This is a genomic window from Oceanivirga miroungae, from assembly GCF_902505095.1.
GTDB lineage: Bacteria > Fusobacteriota > Fusobacteriia > Fusobacteriales > Leptotrichiaceae > Oceanivirga > Oceanivirga miroungae.
Window position 1 is genome coordinate 783,081 of the sequence record NZ_CABWIB010000001.1, and the last position, 20,636, is coordinate 803,716.

Here is a 20,636-nt window from a genome sequence, read left to right on the forward strand (position 1 = left end):
ATGAAAATATATAATACTTTAACAAATAGTTTAGAAGAATTTAAACCTATCTCAGATGATTTAGTTAAGATATATGTTTGTGGACCTACAGTATATAACTATATTCATATTGGAAATACTAGACCTATTGTAGTATTTGACACACTAGCAAGGTTTCTTATGCATAAAGGATATAAGCTAAAATTTGTACAAAATTTTACTGACATAGATGATAAGATAATAAAAAAAGCAAATGAAATGAATATATCGATAGAAGAGGTAACTAAAAAGTATATAAACGCTTTTATAGAAGACACAAATAATTTAAATTTAATTAAAGATGTAATAAGACCAAAGGTTACTGAAAATTTATCAGAAATTATTGAAATGATACAAAAGTTAATAGATAATGGCTATGCATATAAAAAGGAAAATGATATCCTATTTTCTATTGATAAATTTAAAAATTATGGTAAGTTATCAAATCAAAAACTAGATGAATTAAATAAAGGGGTTAGAATAGATTTAACTGATAAAGAAAATGAAAAGGACTTTGTATTATGGAAAGGGAAAAAAGAAAACGAGCCATATTATGATTCACCATTTTCAAAAGGTAGACCAGGTTGGCATATAGAATGTAGTGCAATGATAAATAGATATTTAGGAGAAAATATTGATATACATGCAGGAGGTCAGGATTTAATATTTCCACATCATGAAAATGAAATAGCACAATCAGTATGTTCTACAAATGAAAAATCATTTTTTGTTAAATATTGGATGCACAATGCATACATTACATTAAATAATGAAAAAATGAGTAAATCAACTGGTAATTTTTTACTGCTTCATGATGTATTAAAAGAATTTAGTGGTGAAGTTGTAAGATACTTTATTTTAACAAGCCATTATAGAAAGGCACAAAATTTTAGTAAAGAAGAGTTAATAATAGCTAAAAAGACAGTTTTTAATATAAAAAAACAAATAGCTAAATTTAATAATGAAACTGAAAATAATTCTAGTTTAGTAGAAGAAGTTATTAAAGATTTTGAAACTGAATTTAATAAAGCTTTAGAAGATGATTTAAATACTCCAAAAGCCTTAGCAAGTATATCAAAAGCAATAAAAAGTGGTAATAAGTTACTTAGCGAAAACGAGAAAATAAACCTTAGACCACTTGGTCAAAGGCTTGTTTACTACATAGAAAATGTGTTAGGAGTTAAATTAGATAAGGAAATTGAGATGAATAATAATGAAATTTTAAATATACTATTAGAAGTTAGACAAAAATTAAGAGATGAAAAAAACTATAATTTATCTGACTATATCAGAGATAGATTAAAAGAAATTGATATTGACATTAACGATAAAAAATAGGAGTTAAATATGAATTTTACAAAATTTTTAAATATGTTAAGAATAAAAAAAAGCATATCCATTGATTTGGGTACAGCTAATATTTTAATATATGATAAACAAAAAAGAAAAGTTGTTTTAAATGAGCCAAGTGTAGTAGCACTTGATAAAAAAACAGGAAAAGTAATAGCAGTAGGTAAAGATGCAAGACAGATGTTAGGAAAAACTCCAGATAGCATTCTAGCTATTAAGCCTTTAAAAGAAGGAGTTATAGCAGATCTTGATGTTACTCGTCAAATGTTAAATGAGTTTATAGGTAAAATTTACGGTGCTTCATTATTTAAGCCAGAAGTTATGATATGTGTACCATTAGAAGTAAGTTCTGTTGAAAGAAAAGCTTTATTTGATGCTGTAAGTGGTGCTAAAAAGGTATATATTATAGAAGAAGGTAGAGCTGCTATAATAGGATCTGGAATTGATATTTCAAAACCTAATGGGAATATGGTTGTAGATATTGGTGGAGGTAGTACGGATATTGCAATCTTATCATTAAATGAAGTAATAGCAAGTAAATCTATTAAAATTGCAGGAAATACATTTGATGATGATATAGTTAAATATATTAAAAATAAATATAGCTTATTAATAGGTGATAGAGCTGCTGAAAGAGTTAAAAAAACTTTAGGTACAGCTATTAAAAAAGATAATCCTGAAACTATGGAAGTAAAGGGGTTAAATCTTTTAATAGGTTCACCAGATTCAATTACAATAAGTGAAAATGAAATATATGAAGCAATAGAAAATTCTTTATATAAAATAGTAAATGCTACAAAAGATGTTTTAGAAAAATGCCCACCTGAACTAGCATCTGATATACTAGATAATGGTATAGTTATGACAGGTGGTGGATCACTTATACATAACTTTACTGACTTATTAGAAAAAGAAACTAAGGTAAAGGTATTCTTATCTGATAATCCATTAGACTCAGTAGTTTTAGGTGGTGGTTTAGCATTTGATAATACTAAATTACTACATACATTACAAATGAAAGAGAATTAGTATGTTATCAAGTACAATACTACTTTATTCTGATAAGAGGGTGGATTTAAAATCATATGCATATAACAGAGCTAGAAAAATATTTTCAGATAATAACATTGAGTATGTAGAAAGTGATGTTAGATATTATGATAATATTAAAATAAAAGATACAAGAGAAATAATTGAAAAAAGTGTAGAATCTTCATACAAAGGAATAAAGATATTTATATTAGATTTTGATAATATTAGAGTAGAAGCAAGTAATTCCTTATTAAAAGCTATAGAAGAACCTGTAAATGGAACATTTTTTATTCTAATATCAACTAATAAAGACAAGATATTACCTACAATTTTATCAAGATGTATAAAAGAATATATAAAGCCAGAAGTAATTGATGTTAGTGATAAAATATATAGTATTTTAGACGGTGATTACGGGTATATTAAAAGGTTTACTGATGAAAATATTAATTTAGATGATTATAAAGTATCTAATTTAGAAGAGGCATATCAAAATATAGAAAATTATTTTAAATCAAGCGAAAAAAACATATATCAGTTTGTATCATATAACCTAAGTATAATTTATTTGGTACAAGAAGGTAAATTTTCAAAATTAGATGATAAGATTTTATTTATTTCAAATATTCAAAATCTATTATCACAAGATAAAGATAATTTACTACTATTTTTTAATAGAATATTAGTTTTAATTGCGTTTAAAGTAGATAAAAAAGTATATGAAATATTAGTAAATCTAAAAAATAGTATAAAAAATAATGTGAATAAAAAGATATTGATTTATCTTTTTTTATCAATAGTACAAGAGGAGGTTTAATGTATAACACGGTAATAAGTGACTTAGATGGTACATTATTAGGAGAAAATCACGATATAAGTGAGGATAGTATAAAATTATTAAATTATTTAAATAAAAAAGGTGTTAGAATTATTTTAGCAACTGGAAGAAACTATGTAGATGCTAAAAGAATAGCAGAAAAACTTGATTTTACTCCAGAACTTATTACATCTAATGGTGCAGAGCTAACTAATACAAATAAAGAAACAGTATTTAAAAAGACATTAGATAGTAAAATAGTAGAAGGATTAATAAATCTAGATTATAAAAAGTATGATAAGAATACTTATTTAAATCTAATAGAAGATGAAATGTGGTCAGGAGTAGAAGCATATAAAGAAGGTAGTAAGATGCTTGAGTGGCAAGATGATGATTGGAAGTTTTATGTTAAAGAAAAAAAAGACTTAAACATAAATAATACAGATAAGGTGTTCTATATATCAGATCACGATAAATTAGTCTTACTATTAGAGGATATAAAAAAGGAGTTTAAAGACAGTATAAATTATGCATTTACTTTACCTTTCTGTCTTGAAATATTTCCAAATAGCGTTGATAAATCAGAAGGTTTAAAAGAATTATCTAAGATAAATAAGGTTGATTTTGAAAATGCTATAGCTTTTGGAGATGGATATAACGATGTAAATATGTTAAAACTAGCTAAAAAAGCATATATAATGGGGAACGCTCCAGATTCACTAAAAAAAGAATTAAAAGAATTAGAAGTAGTTGATTCTAATGCAAATGAGGGATTACAAAAGAAATTAAAAGAAATTTATGGGATAAAATAATGGCTATAGGTATTTTTGATTCAGGAATAGGTGGTATTACTGTTTATAAAAAAATAAAGGAAAAATACCCAAATGTTCAAGTTATTTACTTTGCGGATTTACAAAATTTTCCATATGGAGAAAAAACTGAAAAAGAGTTAAATGAATTTACAAAAAATATTACAACATACTTAATGAATTTTGATATAGAAGCTCTAATAATTGCTTGTAATACAGCAAGCTCAGTTTCAAAAAAGTATTTAGAAAAAAATTTTAATATAGATATTTATTCTATAATAGAACCTATAACTAATTACTTAAATGCTAATGAATATAGTAATTTAAGCTTGATTGCAACTAATATGACTGTTCGGTCTAATGTTTATCAAGAAATACTTTTAGATAAATTAAAGCATGTTGTATCAGCACCTAAGTTAGTTAATTGTGCTGAAAATTTAGATAAAAGTAATGTATTAGATGTTATAAAAGAATATATTAGTCCTGATATGGCAAAAAATACAAATATTATATTAGCTTGTACTCATTTTCCTTTACTTAGTGAATATATTTATAAGCTATACCCTGATATTAGTTTATTAGATCCAGCAAAATATTTAAGTGAGTCGCTAAGTTTAAAAAATATTAATGATAATAAAAAAGATGTGTTTATAACATCTGATAAATTAGAATATTTTAAAACTCAATTAAAAGATATATTAAAAACGGAGGATTTAGATGTACGAATACATAAGTGGTAAAGTAGTTGAAAAGAACTTAGAATACGTTGCTATAGACATTTCTGGTCTTGCTTACTTAATATATATACCCTTTAAAACATATGAAAAAATTGAAGGTGAAGATGTAAAATTATACATATATCAAAAAGTAAAAGAAGATGATATAAGGCTATATGGATTTTATACTAAACTAGAAAGAGAAGTATTTATTAAAATAATATCAGTTAGTGGAATAGGACCAAAAATTGCGTTATCAATATTATCTAGTTTTACAACTCAAGAAATTTTATCAATTATTAATGCAAATGATCATAAAATGCTAAGTAGCGTACCAGGATTAGGAGTAAAAAAAGCACAAAAGTTAATAATAGAATTAAAAGATAAGTTTGATGATATTGAAGTTGACAATAACTTATTTGAATCTAAAATTATTAAAAATGAGTTAAAATTAGCATTATCATCACTAGGTTACGCAAATGTTGATATAGATAAATATATTAGTGATAGTGAAATTCAGGAAATTAATGATAGTGGTAAGTTAATGAAGTTAATACTAAAAAAAATAGGGAATAAAATTAAGTGAAGTGAGAAATATGAAAGAAAACTATAAAGGTATTTTATTTTGCTTTATTATAGCAATAATCTCAAAATTTATAGGAGATATGTATAAAATAGTAGGTGGAGCTGTATTTGGGCTAATAATTGGAATGATTTTAGGTTTATTTTATTATAATAAAGAATTAGATAAAGGATTAAATTTCACATCAAAAAAAATACTACAGTATGCTGTAATACTATTAGGATTTGGCTTAAATTTAAATGAAGTATTAAAAACCGGAATTGAATCACTTCCAATAATTATTTCAACAATATCAATTTCATTGATAGTAGCATATATTATTCATAGGTTCACAGATATAAATACAAATGTTTGTATGCTAATAGGAGTAGGATCTTCAATATGTGGTGGTTCAGCAATTGCAGCTAGCTCAAATGTAATAGATGCAAGTGAAGATGAAATAGCAAAAGCTATGTCAATTGTATTTTTATTTAATGTAATAGCAGCATTTACTTTCCCAATATTAGGTAAATTACTAGCATTTTCAACAACTACACCAGATGCTTTTGGTTTATTTGCTGGAACTGCTGTAAATGATACATCATCAGTAACAGCAGTAGCATCAGTATGGGATAATATGTATAACTTAGGTAGTTTAACACTAGATAAGGCAGTAACAGTAAAACTTACTAGAACTTTGTTTATAATTCCAATAGTACTAGGCCTTGCTCATTTAAATAAAAGTAAAAATAATGGGAAAAAGAAATTTCCAGTATTTATTATCTTTTTTGTATTAGCTAGTTTAATAACAAGCATATTTGTATATTTTGGTTTTCCTATAAGTATATTTAAGCCGTTTAAAGAATTATCAAAATTTTTAATAATAATGGCAATGGTAAGCATAGGGTATAAGACAAATATTGTAAATCTAATAAAAACAGGAGGAGTAGCATTTTTAGTAGGTTTTTCTTGTTGGGTTTCAATAATAGCGGTAAGTTTAATAATGCAAAGCTTAATGAATATATGGTAGTATAGGACCTTTGGTCCTTTTTACTTTAAAAAAAACTAATTTTTTGGTATAATTATATTAGTAAAAAAAGAAAAAATAAATTATTAGATAGGAGAATACATGTTTAAAATACTTTGTTTAGACGGTGGTGGAGCTAAGGGATATTTTAGTGTATATATATTAAAAAGAATTGAAGAAGAATTTAATATTAAACTAAATGACTACTTTGACTTAATTGTTGGTACAAGTACAGGTGCTTTAATTTCAGCTGCAATTTCAGCAGATATTAGTTTAAATGATTTATCAGAAATGTATTTAACAAAAAATAAAGAGATATTCAAAAAAAGATCTAATAATTTTTTAAAGTTAAAAAGTACTTATATAACAGAATCTTTTGAAGAAGAATTAAAGAAAATATTAAAAGATTTAAATTTTTCTGATCTTAAAACTAATATAATGCTTCAAACGACAGATATAGAAAAAAAAGAACCTATAGTATTTAAATCATGGGATAAGGATAATAATATATGCCTAGTAGACGCTGTAATTTCATCAGCTTCAGCACCAATTTATTTTGATCCGCATCAAGTGGGAGATAAACTATATGCTGATGGAGCTATATGGGCAAATAATCCATCTGTTGTAGCAATAGCAGAAGCAATTTCAAAAGATTCATTTAAGCAAAGTCTAGATAACATTAAAATCTTATCTATAGCTACAGGTAAAAATGAAGAAATAATTAATTTTAGTAATCAAAAAAACTGGGGACTTCTTGCTTGGGCTAATGATATAATGGATATAATCATAGAATCAAATAATGTATCAGATGAATTAAGTGCGAAAAAGATTTTAGATGATAGATATTTAAGAATAAACTATAAGTTAAAAAATAAGGTAGATATAGAAAAAATTCCAACTTATGTTCTGGAAAATAGTGAAGAAATTTTTATGAACTATTATGAAGATATAAAAAAATTTATTAACTTAGAAAAAAATGAAAAGAAAAAATATAATTTAGTTCAAAGAGTAGCTAAATACATATTTAGAATATAGGAGTTATATATGAGCATTACTTTATATAGAAAATATAGGCCACTTAATTTTAATGAAGTTTACGGTCAAGAAAATATAAAAAAATCGATAATAAACGCACTAAATGAAAATAAATTAGCACATGCATATTTATTTAATGGACCACGTGGTACTGGAAAAACTACAATTGCAAGATTAATTGCAAAAGGTGTTAACTGTATGGTAAATGGAATAAGTGCGAATCCATGTGATACCTGTCAAAATTGTGTTAACATAAAAAATGGAAGTTGTCTAGATGTTATTGAAATAGATGCAGCTTCAAATAGGGGTATTGATGAAATTAGAATACTTAAAGAGAATATAAACTATCAACCAGTAAGTTCAAGAAAAAAAGTATATATCATAGATGAAGTTCATATGTTAACTAATGAAGCTTTCAATTCACTATTAAAAACTTTAGAAGAACCACCTGAACACTCAATGTTTGTACTAGCAACAACTGAGATACATAAATTGCCGGATACAATAATTTCAAGATGTGTAACATTTAATTTTAAAACACTAAGTGAATTTGAAATAATTTCTATGTTATCAAGTTTATCAAAAAAAGAAGATGTTAATATATCAGATGAAGCACTAGAAATTGTATATAAAAAATCAGGAGGGAGTGCTAGAGACTCGCTATCTTTATTAGAACAGTTAATTAGTTCTTTTACAGATGCAGAAATTAAAACTCAACAAATCGATGTTAAAATGACAAGAAAAGCACTTGGTTTAATTTCAGAAGAATATTTTAGTGAATTTAATGATATATTAAAAGAAAAAGATAAAAAGAAATTAATTGAGTATATATCAAAAATATATAAAAATGGGATACAAATAGATGTATTTTTAAAAGAATTTTGCGACTATTTAAGATATTCTAATGAAAATCTTGATTATGTAATTTTAACAATAGGAAAAATATATGATATTTTGGCTAAATTTAAAAATGAAGAGGATTTAAGAATATTAGCATATTTAATTTTATATAATCTATTTGAAAATACAGAACCTAGTATAAGAAAAGTTGAACAAAAAGTTAGTGTAGAAAACGTTGAATTTAGTTATGTTGACTTTTTAAAATACTTAGAAAATAATAACTCTATGGTTTTTTATAATCTACTTAATAATTTTGAAGTATATAAAATAGATGATTTTAGTATAATAATAAAACAAAAAAATGAAAGAAAAGATATTAGGCTACTAATTGAAAATGATATGATTTTAAGACAAATAGAAGAGGGTATATTTAAGTATGCTAAGCTAAGATATAAGCTAGTAAATATAGATAGCCAAGGTATACAAAAGAAAAAAGAGGTTGAAAATATTATTAAGATATTTGAAGCAGTAAGAATGTAAATGTGAAAGGATGATTAATATGAAAGTAAGCGTAATTTTATTAGAAAATGTAAAAGGAATTGGGAAAAAAGATGAAATAGTAATGGTAAAAGATGGTTATGCAAATAACTTTTTATTCCCTCAAAAAAAAGCAGTAGCTGCTACAAATGAAAACTTGAATAAATTAAGACAAAAAAACGATAAAAAAGTTAATGATAGCAGAAAAGAATTAGAAGCTTCTAATAAATTAAAAGAAGAAATAAATAATAAAAAAATAGTATTAGAGGTTAAAGCAGGAGATAATGGAAAAGTATTTGGATCAATTGGACCAAAAGAAATTATAGAGGCTATTAAAAAACAATTAAATATTAAATTAGATAAAAAATTATTAACTTCTGATGCAAGAATTAAGGATTTAGGAACACATAATTTAGTTATAAAATTACATAAAGAGGTAGAAGCAAATTTAATAATTGATGTAAAAGGACTATAAAATGGAAAATAGTAGAATTGAAGTAGAAGAAGCAATAATTGGGATGCTAATTGAACATCCTGATATGATGTTAGAAGCAAACGATATATTAAGACCAGATGATTTTTCGACACTAATGTATTCAAAACTTTATAGCATATTATTAGATTTATCTAATACTAATGGAGTTTTTGATATCTTATTAATAGAGAATCAAATGAAAAAAATGGGTATATTTGATAGTTTTGGAGGAAGAGAAAAGTTATTTGAATTAACATCAAATGCTCCTATAACTGTTTCACTTACACAATATATAGAAATACTAAAAACATATTCAATACAAAAAAAGATTGAATCTGCATGTATTGAGTTATTAAATGAAATAAAAACACCAGAAAAGTATAACTATAAAGACTTAATAGATTTATCTCAAAAAAGAATAATGGATATTGATAAAGACGAAAATAGTATAGGAGTTACTAGAATATCAGATGTTGCTAAAAAACAAGTACAAAATCTATTATTATTATCAAAATCAGGAGAATCATCTGGTAAGGGTATACCAACAGATTTTAAAGAATACGACAGAGTAACTGGTGGACTTAATAAGTCTGAATTATTAATATTAGCAGCAAGACCCGCTATGGGAAAAACAGCATTTGCATTAAATATTGCTACAAATTTAGCTAAACAAGGTAAAAGTGTTCTAATATTCTCACTAGAAATGGGAGTTGACCAACTATTTAAAAGAATTTTATCAAATATATCTGATGTAGAGATGTATAAATTAAAAAATAAACATTTAACAGATTTTGATATAAAAAGAATTACTGATAAGCACGAAGAAATGAAGAACTATAATTTATTTATTTCTGAAAAAGCAGGGGTTTCTATACTAGAAATAAAAAATATAGCTAGAAGATTTAAAACACAAAATGATTTAGATTTTATAGTAATAGATTATTTACAACTAATCAACTCTTCTTCAAAAAATAAGAGTCGTGAGCAAGAAGTATCTGAAATATCAAGATCATTAAAAAATTTAGCTAGAGAATTAGATATACCAATACTTGCATTATCTCAATTGTCACGTTCAGTAGAATCAAGATCAGATAAAAGACCTTTATTATCTGACTTACGTGAATCTGGAGCAATAGAACAAGATGCAGACCAGGTTATGTTTTTATTCAGAGAAGAGTATTATAAGCAAATTGCAAGTAAAAGTGAAAATAAAGTAGAAAATGAACAAGTACAAAATAAAGAAACAGAAATAGCAGAACTAATAATAGGAAAGCACAGAAATGGAGAAACAGCCGTAATACACTTAGGAATTGATTTTAAATATCAAAGATTTATAAATGTGCACAAGAAGTTCTAAGAGGAGGAATATTGAATAAAGTAGAATTATTATCACCAGCAGGAAATATGGAAAAATTAAAAGAAGCAATACACTTTGGAGCTGATGCATGTTATATAGGTGGAGGAGCTTTTAATTTAAGAGGAATGTCTGCAAATTTTAGAGATAAGGAATTAAAAGAAGCAGTTGAATATGCACACAGCAAGGGGAAAAAAATATATGTGACATTAAATATTTTTGCACATAATAAAGATATTAACTATATGCCAAGATTTATAAAATATTTAGATGAAATTAATGTAGATGCTGTAATAGTATCTGATTTAGGAGTATTTCAATTAGTTAAAGAGCATGCACCAAATTTAGAAATTCATGTTAGTACGCAAGCTAATACTATAAACTGGGCAGCAGTTAAAGCATGGCGTGATTTAGGTGCTACTAGAGTAATATTAGCAAGAGAAATGTCATTAAATGAAATTAAAGAAATTAAGGAAAAAGTACCTGATATTGAAATAGAAGTCTTTATTCATGGAGCTATGTGTATGGCATACTCAGGTAGATGCTTATTAAGTAATTACATGACAAATAGAGATGCAAATAGAGGGGTTTGCGCACAAGATTGTAGATGGAATTATAAAGTAGTTGCGCAAGATCACGAAGGAACAGGAGCTCATGATATTATAGAAGATTCTGAAGGAACGTATATTTTTAATGCAAAAGATTTATGTACAATAGAGTTTATAAATGAAATTATAGAAGCAGGAGTAGATTCTCTTAAAATAGAAGGTAGAATGAAGTCTATTTACTATAACTCAACTGTAACAAAACAATATAGACAAGCAATAGACTCATATTTAAGTGGTAACTACAAATATAATCCTGATTGGATGTACGAACTTCAAACTATAAGTCACAGACTATATTCAAAAGGATTTTTCTTTGGTAAGACAAGTGATTTAGACCAAAATTATGATACTAACTTATCATATAGTCAAACTTATCAATTAGTAGCTAATGTATTAGAGGATTTAGGAGATAATTTATATAAAGTATATTTAAGAAACAAAGTAATAATAGATTCTGAATATGTAGAGTTTGAAATATTACAACCTAAATTAGACCCGATTTCATTTAAAGTATATGAATTTTTAGATACTAAAGATGAGGAGTATAAAAAAGAGGTTAATCCAAATACAATAGCTATTATTAAATGTCCATATAAGTTAGAAAAATATGATCTATTAAGAAAGAAATTACCATTAGGTGAAGAAGAACCTGATATAGATTACAGTATAAATAGAGAATAAGAATATGGAAAATAGTAAGATAATACTTATAAATAAAGAAATGAATATATCATCGCATAAGGCTATAAAAAAGGTACAAAAGGAATATGGATTTAAAAAAATTGGGCATGCTGGAACACTAGATCCCAGAGCAACTGGACTTATGATTGCGATGTCAGATAAAGCTACAAAATTATCGGACCTTCTTATGAAAAAAGATAAAATCTATAAGGTAGAATTAGAACTAGGGTATGAAACAGATACTCTTGATTTAGATGGTCAAATTATATTAAAAAAGGAGTACCAAGTTCCTAATTTAGATGAATTAAAAGATATTTTAAATAAGTTTTTTAAAGGTGAAATAGAACAAATACCACCTATGTACTCAGCAATAAAAATAAATGGAAATAAGCTATATAACTTAGCTAGAAAAAATATACAAATTGATATTCCTAAAAGATTAGTTAAAATTTATGATTATAGTGATATCCAAATTAATGAAAATAAAATAAGTTTTATTGTAAATGTTTCAAGTGGTACATACATAAGATCTCTTGTTAGAGATATAGCGTATAAATTAGATACAGTTGCTACAATGACATATCTTGAAAGACTTTCAATAGATAAGTTTAAAAATCCAAAAGATATTGAAATAATTGATGTATATGATGCACTTGATTATAAAAGACTAAATCTAGATTTAGTACAATGTGAAAGATTAAAAAATGGACTAAGTATATTTATTAAAAAAGAAAATATTAAAGAAAATGAAAAGTTTCATATATTTTATGAAAATAAATACTTAGGTATTGCAGATGTAATAAGTTTAAATAATGGAACAATAGAATTGAAAAGAAACAAGTTTTTTGGAGGAATTCATGAATAAAATAAAGCCAAATAGACAAAAAAAAGTTTATTGGGCTTTTTTTGTAATTTAGTGTTATAATATATTGACTTAAATATAACTAATAAAGAAAGGTATGTATTATGAAAAAGATTAGAAAGGCTATTATCCCAGCTGCTGGATTAGGTACTAGAGTTTTACCAGCCACGAAGGCACAAGCAAAAGAAATGCTACCAATATTAGATAAACCTGCTATGCAGTATCTAATAGAAGAGCTTGTATCATCAGGTATAACTGAAATCCTTATTATAACAGGAAGAAATAAGGTGAGTATAGAAAATCACTTTGATGTATCTTATGAATTAGAGATGCAATTAGAAAAAAAAGGTAAATTTGAAATGTTAGAAGAAATTGATAAAATTTCAAATATGGCAAATATATATTATGTTAGACAAAAACTCCCTTTAGGATTAGGACATGCTGTATTAAAAGCTGAAGCTTTTGTAGCTGATGAGCCATTTTTAGTCTTATTAGGTGATGATATAATGTATACAGCCGATAAAAAGCCAGTTTCACTACAGTTAATAGAAAAGTACAATGAATTAGGAAAAGAATGCTCTATTTTAGGCGTTCAAAAAGTTCCTAAAAAAGATGTAAATAAATATGGAATAATAGAAATCGAAGATCATGTAGATAAAAATACCTTCTCTGTTAAAAATTTTATTGAAAAACCAGATATAAATGAAGCACCAAGTGAATATGCAGCATTAGGAAGATATGTTTTAGACCCTAAAATATTCAAATATCTTAAAAATACTAAACCTGGTAAATCAAATGAAATACAATTAACAGATGCAATACTTGATATGTTAAAACACAATAACTCTTTATATGCCTATGAATTTGATGCAATTAGATATGATACTGGCGATAAATTAGGTCTATTTAAAGCAACAGTTGAATTTGGACTTAGAAATGAAGAGTTAAAAGACGATATAAGAGAATACTTAAAAGAACTAGGAAAAAAACTATGATAAATATTACAAATAATGAAGAATCAAAAAATATAGATAATATATTGATTAATGAGTATAAGATAGCAGAAATAATTTTAATTGAAAATGCAGCCAATGCAATATTAAATAGTTTAGATTTAGATAAATATGAATCATTTATTATAGCTTGTGGTCCTGGAAATAATGGAGCAGATGGATTAGCCTTGGCTAGACTACTTAATATGAAAAATAAAGAAGTTAAGCTTATTTGTCCATATAATAAGACAATACATTATGATATCTGTAAAAACTTAAATATAGAGTTTATTGAAAAAGTAGAATATACAGACATAATAATAGACGCTTTATTCGGAACTGGGATTAATGATGAAATTAAAAGCCCATATAAAGAAATAATAGAGGATATTAATAATAATAGACATAAAGCCAAGCTAATATCTATAGATCTAATTACAGAAGGTCTAGACAACGTAGATGAAGTTTTAATGTTATCTAGTTATAAAGAAAATATGCTATATATGGATGTGAAAAATAGAGTTTTAAATATAGGAGTTAATAAGAAATACTACAAAAAAGCATCTAATAAGTATATAGTAGACGAAGATTTTATTAAAAGCATAACTAAAAAGATAAGTATCTTTGCAAGTAAAAAAGACTTTGGAAGAAACACTATAGTAGCTAAAAAAGGAGCAGCCTTATTAGCAACAAGAGCTAGTATAAGATGTGGGGCAGGATACACAACATTATTATCGGACGCAGTAACATTAGATAAAAATCTTATAATTAATAATGAAGCTTTGAATAAAGAAATTAACTATGAAATAGAAGAAAAAGTAATCGCAATTGGTCCAAATATAGGATTAGAAGATGAAAACATCGAATTTATAGAGAAGAATCTAGAAAAAGATCTAATAATAGATGCGGATATGATAACTGTTTTATCTAAACATAAAGAATATATTCCATTATTAAATGAAAATACTATATTAACCCCTCATTACGTCGAATTTTGCCGTTTAACGGGCGATTCGTTAGATAGCCTAGTAAGTAATCCTTTTGAAGCTCTAAAACGCTTTAAAACGCATTTTAAAGGGGTAGTAGTATTAAAGGGAAAGAATAATATAATATATGATGGAAATAATTTCTATGTAGTCAATTTAGGCAACAGTAAAATGGCAAAAGCAGGTATGGGAGATACATTATTAGGTATGATAAGCTCATACAAAGCTCAAGGCTATAGCTCACTTAACGCAAGTATAATAGCTACATATAAGCAAGCAAAAGTAGGAAAAGAACTTAGTGAAAAACACGAATCAATAAGTGCAAGTATGATAATAGATAATTTATAAGACCAGAAATGGTCTTTTTTATTATATTAAATAACCTTATCCAAACAAAATGTACATTGATAATAGTTGTTTTATTTTTTAAACAACAAAATAACAAGATAACACACAAGAACAATAAAGCTAATTCCATTTACAATGTACATTGAATTTATTTGTTTTATTTTTGAAACACACTAAAATAGGACGCTTAGATTTAAAACCTAAAATCACGACAACTTATAACACAGAACAAAAGATAAATTAAAAAAATAGAGAACCTTAAATTGACACCCAGTTCATATAAAAAGAGATAGATACACAAAAGATGAAAGTTATCCACAACAACATTTTAGTTTTCCACATTTGTATCAGCCTCATATAAATGTCCGATAATGTATCTTATGATAAAATTAAAAATAAGAACCATTACATAGATTCTTCTATCTTTTATACAAATTCTTATTCTTGTTTTTTATAGCGTCTATTTAAATCAATTTTAAGCTCTTTTATTGTTTATATATGATATTTTATACCTCTATACTCTCTAATTGCTCTTAAAACGCATTTAATTTGATATTTGACTCATTTAAATCAATTTTAAGCTTCTTTTTATATATTCCTCTACAATTTATACCTTTACACCCTCTAATTCGCCTTAAAAAAAATAGAGCCTTAGCTCTATTTGTTACGTCCGATAATTATAGAGTTTTTAACTTACCTCTAAACTCATCTAGACTATTATAGTTTTTTTCTTTCATAATTTCTTTCAACTCATTTAATATTCTTTCAAATACTTTGCTTTTTTCTTTTTGTAATCTTGTTCCTATTTGTACCATATATGCCCCACATAATATGTGTTCATAAACATCTCGTCCTGTATTTACTCCACCTGTTCCTATTATCTTAATGTCTTTATTTAATCTTCTATAAAACGCATTTACATTAGCCAAAGCTGTTGGTTTAATATACTCTCCACCTAGTCCACCAAATCCATTTTTAGGTTTAATAACTACTGTGTCATTTTCGTCAATTATTATTGCATTCCCAATACTATTTATTGAATTTACAAATCTTATAGGGTATTTATTCAATATATTAGCCATTATATCAAAATGCGCTAAATCAAAATATGGCGGCAATTTAACTCCTAAATCTTTTTTAAAATATTTAAATATATCCGCTAATAGTTTATCAGTTGTTTTAAAATCATATGCAATTTGTGGTTTACCCTCTATATTAGGACACGATAAATTAAGTTCAACTAAGCCATTAAAGCTTGATTCATTTATTTTTTCTAAAATTTTATGTATATTTTCAGTATTCATTTCAGTAACTGATAAAAAATATGTTCCATCTAAACTTTCTAAGTAGTTTAAATAGTAATCAATCCCTAAATTTGGTAAACCCATTGAATTGATTGATCCTAGTTCATTTTCATAATATCTTGGTTCTAAGTTACCTTGTCTAGTATTTAATGTACATGTTTTTGTAACGAAACTTGCTGCTTTTGAATTTCTAATTTCCTCTAGCTCGTCTATAGTATAGCAATTAACACCTGCTGCATTCATAAGCGGATTTTCAAACTCAAAATCTTTTATTTTAACTTTTAAATTCATATTTTCCTACTTCCTGGTTTATATATTTCTACTTTATTTTTACATAACTCACAATCTAACTCATCATAATTTTCTACATTTAATTTTAAGGCTGAATAGATGTTATAGCCTATATTTTTTATTTCTGTTCTTCTATCTATTATGCTTGCAATACCTACTATATCTGCACCTAAATTTTCTAAAACACTTATAGTTTCAAGTGATGATTTTGCAGTTGTTACAACATCTTCCACAATTAAAATTTTTTCACCTTTTTCTACACTAAATCCTCTTCTTAAAGTCATTTTGTTATCTACTCTTTCAGTAAACATTGCCTTCACATTTAAGCTTCTTGCCAATTCATAACTGATTATAATTCCGCCCATAGCTGGACCTACTAGTTTATCTATTTTTAAATCCTTTAGCTTTTTAGCTAATATGTCTGCAACTATTTTAGTTTTATTAGGATCTGTTGTAAGCTTAGCACATTGTATGTATCTATTGCTATGTCTTTTACTTGATAATAGAAAATGCCCTTCTAATATTGCATTTGACTCTTTTAAAATATCTAATACTATTTTTTCATCATTACTCATTTATCCCCCTAATATCTGCTATCATATCTATAACAGCCTCTCTTGTATATTTTTCAAAATTTATATCTCCATCTTCATAGTTTTTATAGTTTGTTATAATTTTTCTTGATGAATTTACAATACCTCCTGTATAATCATCTTTCAAATATGTTTTTACTGTATTTGAGTTAGCATTTTGACTGCCATAGCCTGGTAATAAGAAAAATATATTTTCGTATCTATTTCTAATTTTCATTGCTTCTTTGTCATTTGTTGCACCTACTACAAAGCCAATATTACTATACTTTGATTCTCCTTTAAATTCTTTTGCGATTTTATCTAACTTATCACCTACATGATAAAAAATTTCTTTACCTTCTGAATTCAAGCATTCAATATCCTTTGCTCCTTCATTAGATGTTAATAATAGTACAAATACTCCCTTATCTTTTTTTGTATATTCTAAATATGGTAAAATGGTATCTATTCCCATATATGGATTTAGTGTTATAAAGTCGGCTTCAAAATCACCTTCAAAATGTGCTTTTGCATATGCCTTAGCTGTACTTTGTATATCCGATCTTTTAATATCTGCTATACTTATTAAGTTCTTATCTTTTAAGTATTTTAATGTCCTTTTATACGCCATAAGACCACTTATGCCATACTTTTCATAATAGGCTATTTGAAGTTTATATATAGCCACTAAATCACTACTACAATCAATTATTCTCTTATTGAAATTAAATATTATATCTTCTACACTTTCATATTTACTTTTAATACTTTCTGGTATATGTATAAGATCTGAATCAAGTCCTACGCATACAAAACTTTTATTTCCTACCTCTTTTAAAAGCCTATCTATTATCATATACAATTTCTCCTTTTTTCATAGTAAATAAAATTTTTCCATAAAAACTCATATTTTCAAACGGGGTATTTTTACTTTTAGATTTCATATTTTTAGTATCAACTACTACTTTTTCATCTAAGTCAACTAATATTAAATCTGCTTCATATCCTTTTTTTATTAGTCCTTTTTTCTTTTCTATTCCTAGTATTTTATTTGGATTATAGCTCATAAGTTTTGATAACTTTCTAATATCTAAACCATTATTTTTTACTAAACTCGTATAACATACCATAAAAGCAGTTTCAAGATTTATTAAACCAACTGCTCCATTTTTCTTATCTTCTATACTGTGTGGTGCATGGTCTGTTTCTATTATATCAACATAATCTTTTTTTATAGCTTCTATTATATAGTCTACATCCTCTTTCCTTTTTATTGGAGGATTTACTTTATAGTCATTGTCATATAAGCTAATATGATGTGGTGTTACCCCACAGCTAATTGATATATTACTATCTTTTGCCCTTATTATATTTTCCATCGTCTTTTTTGTACTAATGTGAGAAAAATGAACCCCATAAGCTAAGTTTTCACACAGATTTATATCTCTTATAGCCATTATATCTTCTGCTAATCTATAATCCAACTTAGATAATCTAACATTTCCTAAATGCGAAAATATATATTTATTATACTTTTTAGCTTCTTTTATAGCTTCATACATAGTATAGTCATTTTCTATAGAAACGCCATCATTACTATATATTCTACATGATTCAATACTAAAATCAGATAGTTTTTCATCATCAAAGTTTTCTGTCACAGACAGTGCTTGGTACATATCTAAGTAAGTTATTTTTTTTGCTCTATTTAAAATTTCATCGTATATAGACTTATTGTCTACAATAGGATTTGTATTAGCCATCATATTTACAGTTGTATATCCTCCAGAAATAGCAGCTCTGCTTCCACTTACTAAATCCTCTTTATATGTGTACCCTGGATCTCTAAAATGAACATGTAAGTCTGTTAATGCAGGCATTAAATACTTATTTTTACAATCAATAACTTCATATGAATTATTTTCTATTTTTTCATCTACTTTTAAAATATACCCTTCATCAGATATTAATACTTCTAATTTTTTCAATGTATCTTTATCAACTAAGGTGCAATTTTTCATTAGTTTCATTATTTTACACCCATTTTTCTATAATGATCACAGAAATGACATCTATATATGCAGTTTTTTTCATCTTCTAGTATAAATCTTGTAACTACTTTTTCATGCATTGTAACGCATCTTGGATTTTTACATTTTATAAAGCCATAAACAACTTCTGGTAACTTTATTTTAGATTTAGATATTATTTTTTCATTTTCAATAATATTTACCGTTAAATTAGCATCTATTAAACCTAATATATCATGATTTATATCTATAACATTATCTATTTTAATCATATCTTTAACACCATTTTTTTTAGAATCAACATTCATAATTAATGCTACTTTATAGTTTGTTTTGTCTAGCTCTAATAATTTAAATATTTCATAAGCATAACCTGCTTTTATATGATCTATTACAATTCCTTTTTTTATACTATTTACATTTAACATTACATAACCTCCAAAAATTTAAGAATTAATGCCATTCTAACTATCATTCCATATTTAACTTGTTTAAAATATTTTGCTCTATTATCATCATCAACTTCTTCTGCAATCTCATTTACTCTAGGTAGTGGATGTAATACTATCATATCTTCTTTAGCTAAACTCATTTTCTTGTTATCTAAAACAAAAGAATCTTTTAATCTCATATACTCTGCTTCATTAAAAAATCTTTCTCTTTGGATTCTTGTCATGTATAGTATATCTACTTTATCTATTACTTCTTCAATCGTTCTAACTTCTTTAAATTCTATATTTTTTTTAATTAAATCATTTTTAATATATTCTGGGATTTCTAGTTCTTCTGGTGAAATGAAAATGAATTTGTTATTTGGAAATTTTGAAAGTGTTTTTACTAAAGAATGTACTGTTCGACCAAATTTTAAATCTCCACATACAGAGATCACTAAATTATCTAATCTATTTAAACACTGTTTAATTGTAAGTAAATCTGTTAAGGTTTGAGTTGGATGTTGATGTCCTCCATCTCCTGCGTTTATAAAAGGAACATCTGAATTTATAGCTGCAAGTTCTGCACTACCTTCTTGGCTATGTCTCATAACAATAATATCAGAATATTGTGAAACAGTTTTTATTGTATCTTTTAATGACTCTCCTTTAGTAACTGAACTAACATTAGGCTCAGGTATACTTACAACAGATCCACCTAGCCTTAACATGGCTGATTCAAAACTTAGTCTTGTTCTAGTCGAGGGTTCAAAAAAAAGGGAAGCTAATACATATCCATTACATAAATTAGAATACTTCTTAGGTTCCCTATATATATCACTTGCAAGATTTAATATCTCGTATAAATTATCAACATTAAAGTCATCACTACTTACTAAAGATTTCCTTTTCTTCAAAAACTTACTACTTAACATAATTACCTCCTTAATTTGTTCTTT

21 protein-coding genes are annotated in these 20,636 nt (G+C 25.9%); 15 read left to right on the top strand and 6 right to left on the bottom strand.

Annotated features, from left to right (window positions below; translation table 11 throughout):
- The 15 genes from cysS to OMES3154_RS03965 all read left to right on the top strand — a co-directional run bounded on the left by cysS (window position 1) and on the right by OMES3154_RS03965 (window position 15,049).
- Complete coding sequence (gene cysS / locus OMES3154_RS03895) at window positions 1-1,356, top strand: cysteine--tRNA ligase (RefSeq protein WP_156683486.1); 1,356 nt, start codon at window positions 1-3, stop codon at window positions 1,354-1,356.
- Between the two features lie 9 nt (window positions 1,357-1,365).
- Window positions 1,366-2,397: a rod shape-determining protein gene (mreB, locus tag OMES3154_RS03900; RefSeq protein ID WP_156683487.1), complete on the top strand. Its 1,032-nt coding sequence runs from the start codon at window positions 1,366-1,368 to the stop codon at window positions 2,395-2,397.
- A gap of 1 nt (window position 2,398) precedes the next feature.
- Window positions 2,399-3,217, top strand: coding sequence for a hypothetical protein (locus tag OMES3154_RS03905; protein ID WP_156683488.1), 819 nt, complete (start codon window positions 2,399-2,401; stop codon window positions 3,215-3,217).
- Window positions 3,217-4,029 carry a Cof-type HAD-IIB family hydrolase gene (locus tag OMES3154_RS03910; protein ID WP_156683489.1) on the top strand — a complete coding sequence of 271 codons (813 nt, stop codon included), beginning with the start codon at window positions 3,217-3,219 and terminating at the stop codon, window positions 4,027-4,029. Before OMES3154_RS03905 ends, OMES3154_RS03910 begins: the two co-directional genes overlap by 1 nt.
- Entirely contained in the window at window positions 4,029-4,766 is a 738-nt protein-coding gene (gene murI / locus OMES3154_RS03915) for a glutamate racemase (RefSeq protein ID WP_156683490.1), read from the top strand. The genes OMES3154_RS03910 and murI overlap by 1 nt, the downstream gene beginning before the upstream one ends.
- Complete coding sequence (gene ruvA, locus OMES3154_RS03920; RefSeq protein WP_156683491.1) at window positions 4,744-5,328, top strand: Holliday junction branch migration protein RuvA; 585 nt, start codon at window positions 4,744-4,746, stop codon at window positions 5,326-5,328. The genes murI and ruvA overlap by 23 nt, the downstream gene beginning before the upstream one ends.
- Before the next feature lie 10 nt (window positions 5,329-5,338).
- Entirely contained in the window at window positions 5,339-6,334 is a 996-nt protein-coding gene (locus OMES3154_RS03925; protein ID WP_197271490.1) for a YeiH family protein, read from the top strand.
- Between the two features lie 99 nt (window positions 6,335-6,433).
- Entirely contained in the window at window positions 6,434-7,366 is a 933-nt protein-coding gene (locus OMES3154_RS03930; RefSeq protein ID WP_156683493.1) for a CBASS cGAMP-activated phospholipase, read from the top strand.
- A gap of 9 nt (window positions 7,367-7,375) precedes the next feature.
- Complete coding sequence (dnaX, locus tag OMES3154_RS03935) at window positions 7,376-8,746, top strand: DNA polymerase III subunit gamma/tau (protein ID WP_156683494.1); 1,371 nt, start codon at window positions 7,376-7,378, stop codon at window positions 8,744-8,746.
- A gap of 19 nt (window positions 8,747-8,765) precedes the next feature.
- Entirely contained in the window at window positions 8,766-9,218 is a 453-nt protein-coding gene (gene rplI / locus OMES3154_RS03940) for a 50S ribosomal protein L9 (RefSeq protein ID WP_156683495.1), read from the top strand.
- A 1-nt stretch (window position 9,219) separates the two neighbouring features.
- Window positions 9,220-10,575, top strand: a complete 1,356-nt coding sequence (gene dnaB, locus OMES3154_RS03945; RefSeq protein WP_156683496.1) for a replicative DNA helicase — start codon at window positions 9,220-9,222, stop codon at window positions 10,573-10,575.
- A gap of 11 nt (window positions 10,576-10,586) precedes the next feature.
- Window positions 10,587-11,861: a peptidase U32 family protein gene (locus tag OMES3154_RS03950; RefSeq protein ID WP_231679263.1), complete on the top strand. Its 1,275-nt coding sequence runs from the start codon at window positions 10,587-10,589 to the stop codon at window positions 11,859-11,861.
- 4 nt (window positions 11,862-11,865) lie between these two features.
- On the top strand, window positions 11,866-12,726 hold the full coding sequence (truB, locus tag OMES3154_RS03955) for a tRNA pseudouridine(55) synthase TruB (RefSeq protein ID WP_156683497.1): 861 nt from the start codon (window positions 11,866-11,868) through the stop codon (window positions 12,724-12,726).
- A 101-nt stretch (window positions 12,727-12,827) separates the two neighbouring features.
- The gene (galU, locus tag OMES3154_RS03960) at window positions 12,828-13,718 is read left to right on the top strand and encodes a UTP--glucose-1-phosphate uridylyltransferase GalU (protein ID WP_156683498.1); all 891 of its coding nucleotides are present in this window, start codon (window positions 12,828-12,830) and stop codon (window positions 13,716-13,718) included.
- A complete protein-coding gene (locus OMES3154_RS03965; protein ID WP_156683499.1) occupies window positions 13,715-15,049 on the top strand; it encodes a bifunctional ADP-dependent NAD(P)H-hydrate dehydratase/NAD(P)H-hydrate epimerase in 1,335 nt (444 codons plus the stop codon). Before galU ends, OMES3154_RS03965 begins: the two co-directional genes overlap by 4 nt.
- A gap of 677 nt (window positions 15,050-15,726) precedes the next feature.
- Here OMES3154_RS03965 and OMES3154_RS03970 read toward each other — a convergent pair.
- Genes OMES3154_RS03970 through pyrB form a run of 6 tightly spaced genes read right to left on the bottom strand, consistent with a single transcriptional unit; the run spans window position 15,727 to window position 20,612 of the window.
- Window positions 15,727-16,644: a dihydroorotate oxidase gene (locus OMES3154_RS03970; RefSeq protein ID WP_156683500.1), complete on the bottom strand. Its 918-nt coding sequence runs from the start codon at window positions 16,642-16,644 to the stop codon at window positions 15,727-15,729.
- Window positions 16,641-17,219, bottom strand: coding sequence for an orotate phosphoribosyltransferase (pyrE, locus tag OMES3154_RS03975; RefSeq protein ID WP_156683501.1), 579 nt, complete (start codon window positions 17,217-17,219; stop codon window positions 16,641-16,643). The genes OMES3154_RS03970 and pyrE overlap by 4 nt, the downstream gene beginning before the upstream one ends.
- Window positions 17,212-18,072, bottom strand: a complete 861-nt coding sequence (gene pyrF / locus OMES3154_RS03980) for an orotidine-5'-phosphate decarboxylase (RefSeq protein WP_156683502.1) — start codon at window positions 18,070-18,072, stop codon at window positions 17,212-17,214. The genes pyrE and pyrF overlap by 8 nt, the downstream gene beginning before the upstream one ends.
- The gene (locus tag OMES3154_RS03985; protein ID WP_197271491.1) at window positions 18,059-19,246 is read right to left on the bottom strand and encodes a dihydroorotase; all 1,188 of its coding nucleotides are present in this window, start codon (window positions 19,244-19,246) and stop codon (window positions 18,059-18,061) included. The genes pyrF and OMES3154_RS03985 overlap by 14 nt, the downstream gene beginning before the upstream one ends.
- The gene (locus OMES3154_RS03990; RefSeq protein ID WP_156683504.1) at window positions 19,246-19,674 is read right to left on the bottom strand and encodes an aspartate carbamoyltransferase regulatory subunit; all 429 of its coding nucleotides are present in this window, start codon (window positions 19,672-19,674) and stop codon (window positions 19,246-19,248) included. Before OMES3154_RS03990 ends, OMES3154_RS03985 begins: the two co-directional genes overlap by 1 nt.
- Window positions 19,674-20,612 carry an aspartate carbamoyltransferase gene (gene pyrB, locus OMES3154_RS03995; protein ID WP_197271492.1) on the bottom strand — a complete coding sequence of 313 codons (939 nt, stop codon included), beginning with the start codon at window positions 20,610-20,612 and terminating at the stop codon, window positions 19,674-19,676. Before pyrB ends, OMES3154_RS03990 begins: the two co-directional genes overlap by 1 nt.
- Window positions 20,613-20,636 lie beyond the last annotated feature (24 nt).

Excerpts from the sequence above, each read along its gene's own strand:
- cysS (WP_156683486.1), top strand. The coding sequence starts at position 1 with ATGAAAATATATAATACTTTAACAAATAGTTTAGAAGAATTTAAACCT.
- mreB (WP_156683487.1), top strand. The coding sequence starts at position 1,366 with ATGAATTTTACAAAATTTTTAAATATGTTAAGAATAAAAAAAAGCATA.
- OMES3154_RS03905 (WP_156683488.1), top strand. The coding sequence starts at position 2,399 with ATGTTATCAAGTACAATACTACTTTATTCTGATAAGAGGGTGGATTTA.
- OMES3154_RS03910 (WP_156683489.1), top strand. The coding sequence starts at position 3,217 with ATGTATAACACGGTAATAAGTGACTTAGATGGTACATTATTAGGAGAA.
- murI (WP_156683490.1), top strand. The coding sequence starts at position 4,029 with ATGGCTATAGGTATTTTTGATTCAGGAATAGGTGGTATTACTGTTTAT.
- ruvA (WP_156683491.1), top strand. The coding sequence starts at position 4,744 with ATGTACGAATACATAAGTGGTAAAGTAGTTGAAAAGAACTTAGAATAC.
- OMES3154_RS03925 (WP_197271490.1), top strand. The coding sequence starts at position 5,339 with ATGAAAGAAAACTATAAAGGTATTTTATTTTGCTTTATTATAGCAATA.
- OMES3154_RS03930 (WP_156683493.1), top strand. The coding sequence starts at position 6,434 with ATGTTTAAAATACTTTGTTTAGACGGTGGTGGAGCTAAGGGATATTTT.
- dnaX (WP_156683494.1), top strand. The coding sequence starts at position 7,376 with ATGAGCATTACTTTATATAGAAAATATAGGCCACTTAATTTTAATGAA.
- rplI (WP_156683495.1), top strand. The coding sequence starts at position 8,766 with ATGAAAGTAAGCGTAATTTTATTAGAAAATGTAAAAGGAATTGGGAAA.
- dnaB (WP_156683496.1), top strand. The coding sequence starts at position 9,220 with ATGGAAAATAGTAGAATTGAAGTAGAAGAAGCAATAATTGGGATGCTA.
- truB (WP_156683497.1), top strand. The coding sequence starts at position 11,866 with ATGGAAAATAGTAAGATAATACTTATAAATAAAGAAATGAATATATCA.
- galU (WP_156683498.1), top strand. The coding sequence starts at position 12,828 with ATGAAAAAGATTAGAAAGGCTATTATCCCAGCTGCTGGATTAGGTACT.
- OMES3154_RS03965 (WP_156683499.1), top strand. The coding sequence starts at position 13,715 with ATGATAAATATTACAAATAATGAAGAATCAAAAAATATAGATAATATA.
- OMES3154_RS03970 (WP_156683500.1), bottom strand. The coding sequence starts at position 16,644 with ATGAATTTAAAAGTTAAAATAAAAGATTTTGAGTTTGAAAATCCGCTT.
- pyrE (WP_156683501.1), bottom strand. The coding sequence starts at position 17,219 with ATGAGTAATGATGAAAAAATAGTATTAGATATTTTAAAAGAGTCAAAT.
- pyrF (WP_156683502.1), bottom strand. The coding sequence starts at position 18,072 with ATGATAATAGATAGGCTTTTAAAAGAGGTAGGAAATAAAAGTTTTGTA.
- OMES3154_RS03985 (WP_197271491.1), bottom strand. The coding sequence starts at position 19,246 with ATGAAACTAATGAAAAATTGCACCTTAGTTGATAAAGATACATTGAAA.
- OMES3154_RS03990 (WP_156683504.1), bottom strand. The coding sequence starts at position 19,674 with ATGTTAAATGTAAATAGTATAAAAAAAGGAATTGTAATAGATCATATA.
- pyrB (WP_197271492.1), bottom strand. The coding sequence starts at position 20,612 with ATGTTAAGTAGTAAGTTTTTGAAGAAAAGGAAATCTTTAGTAAGTAGT.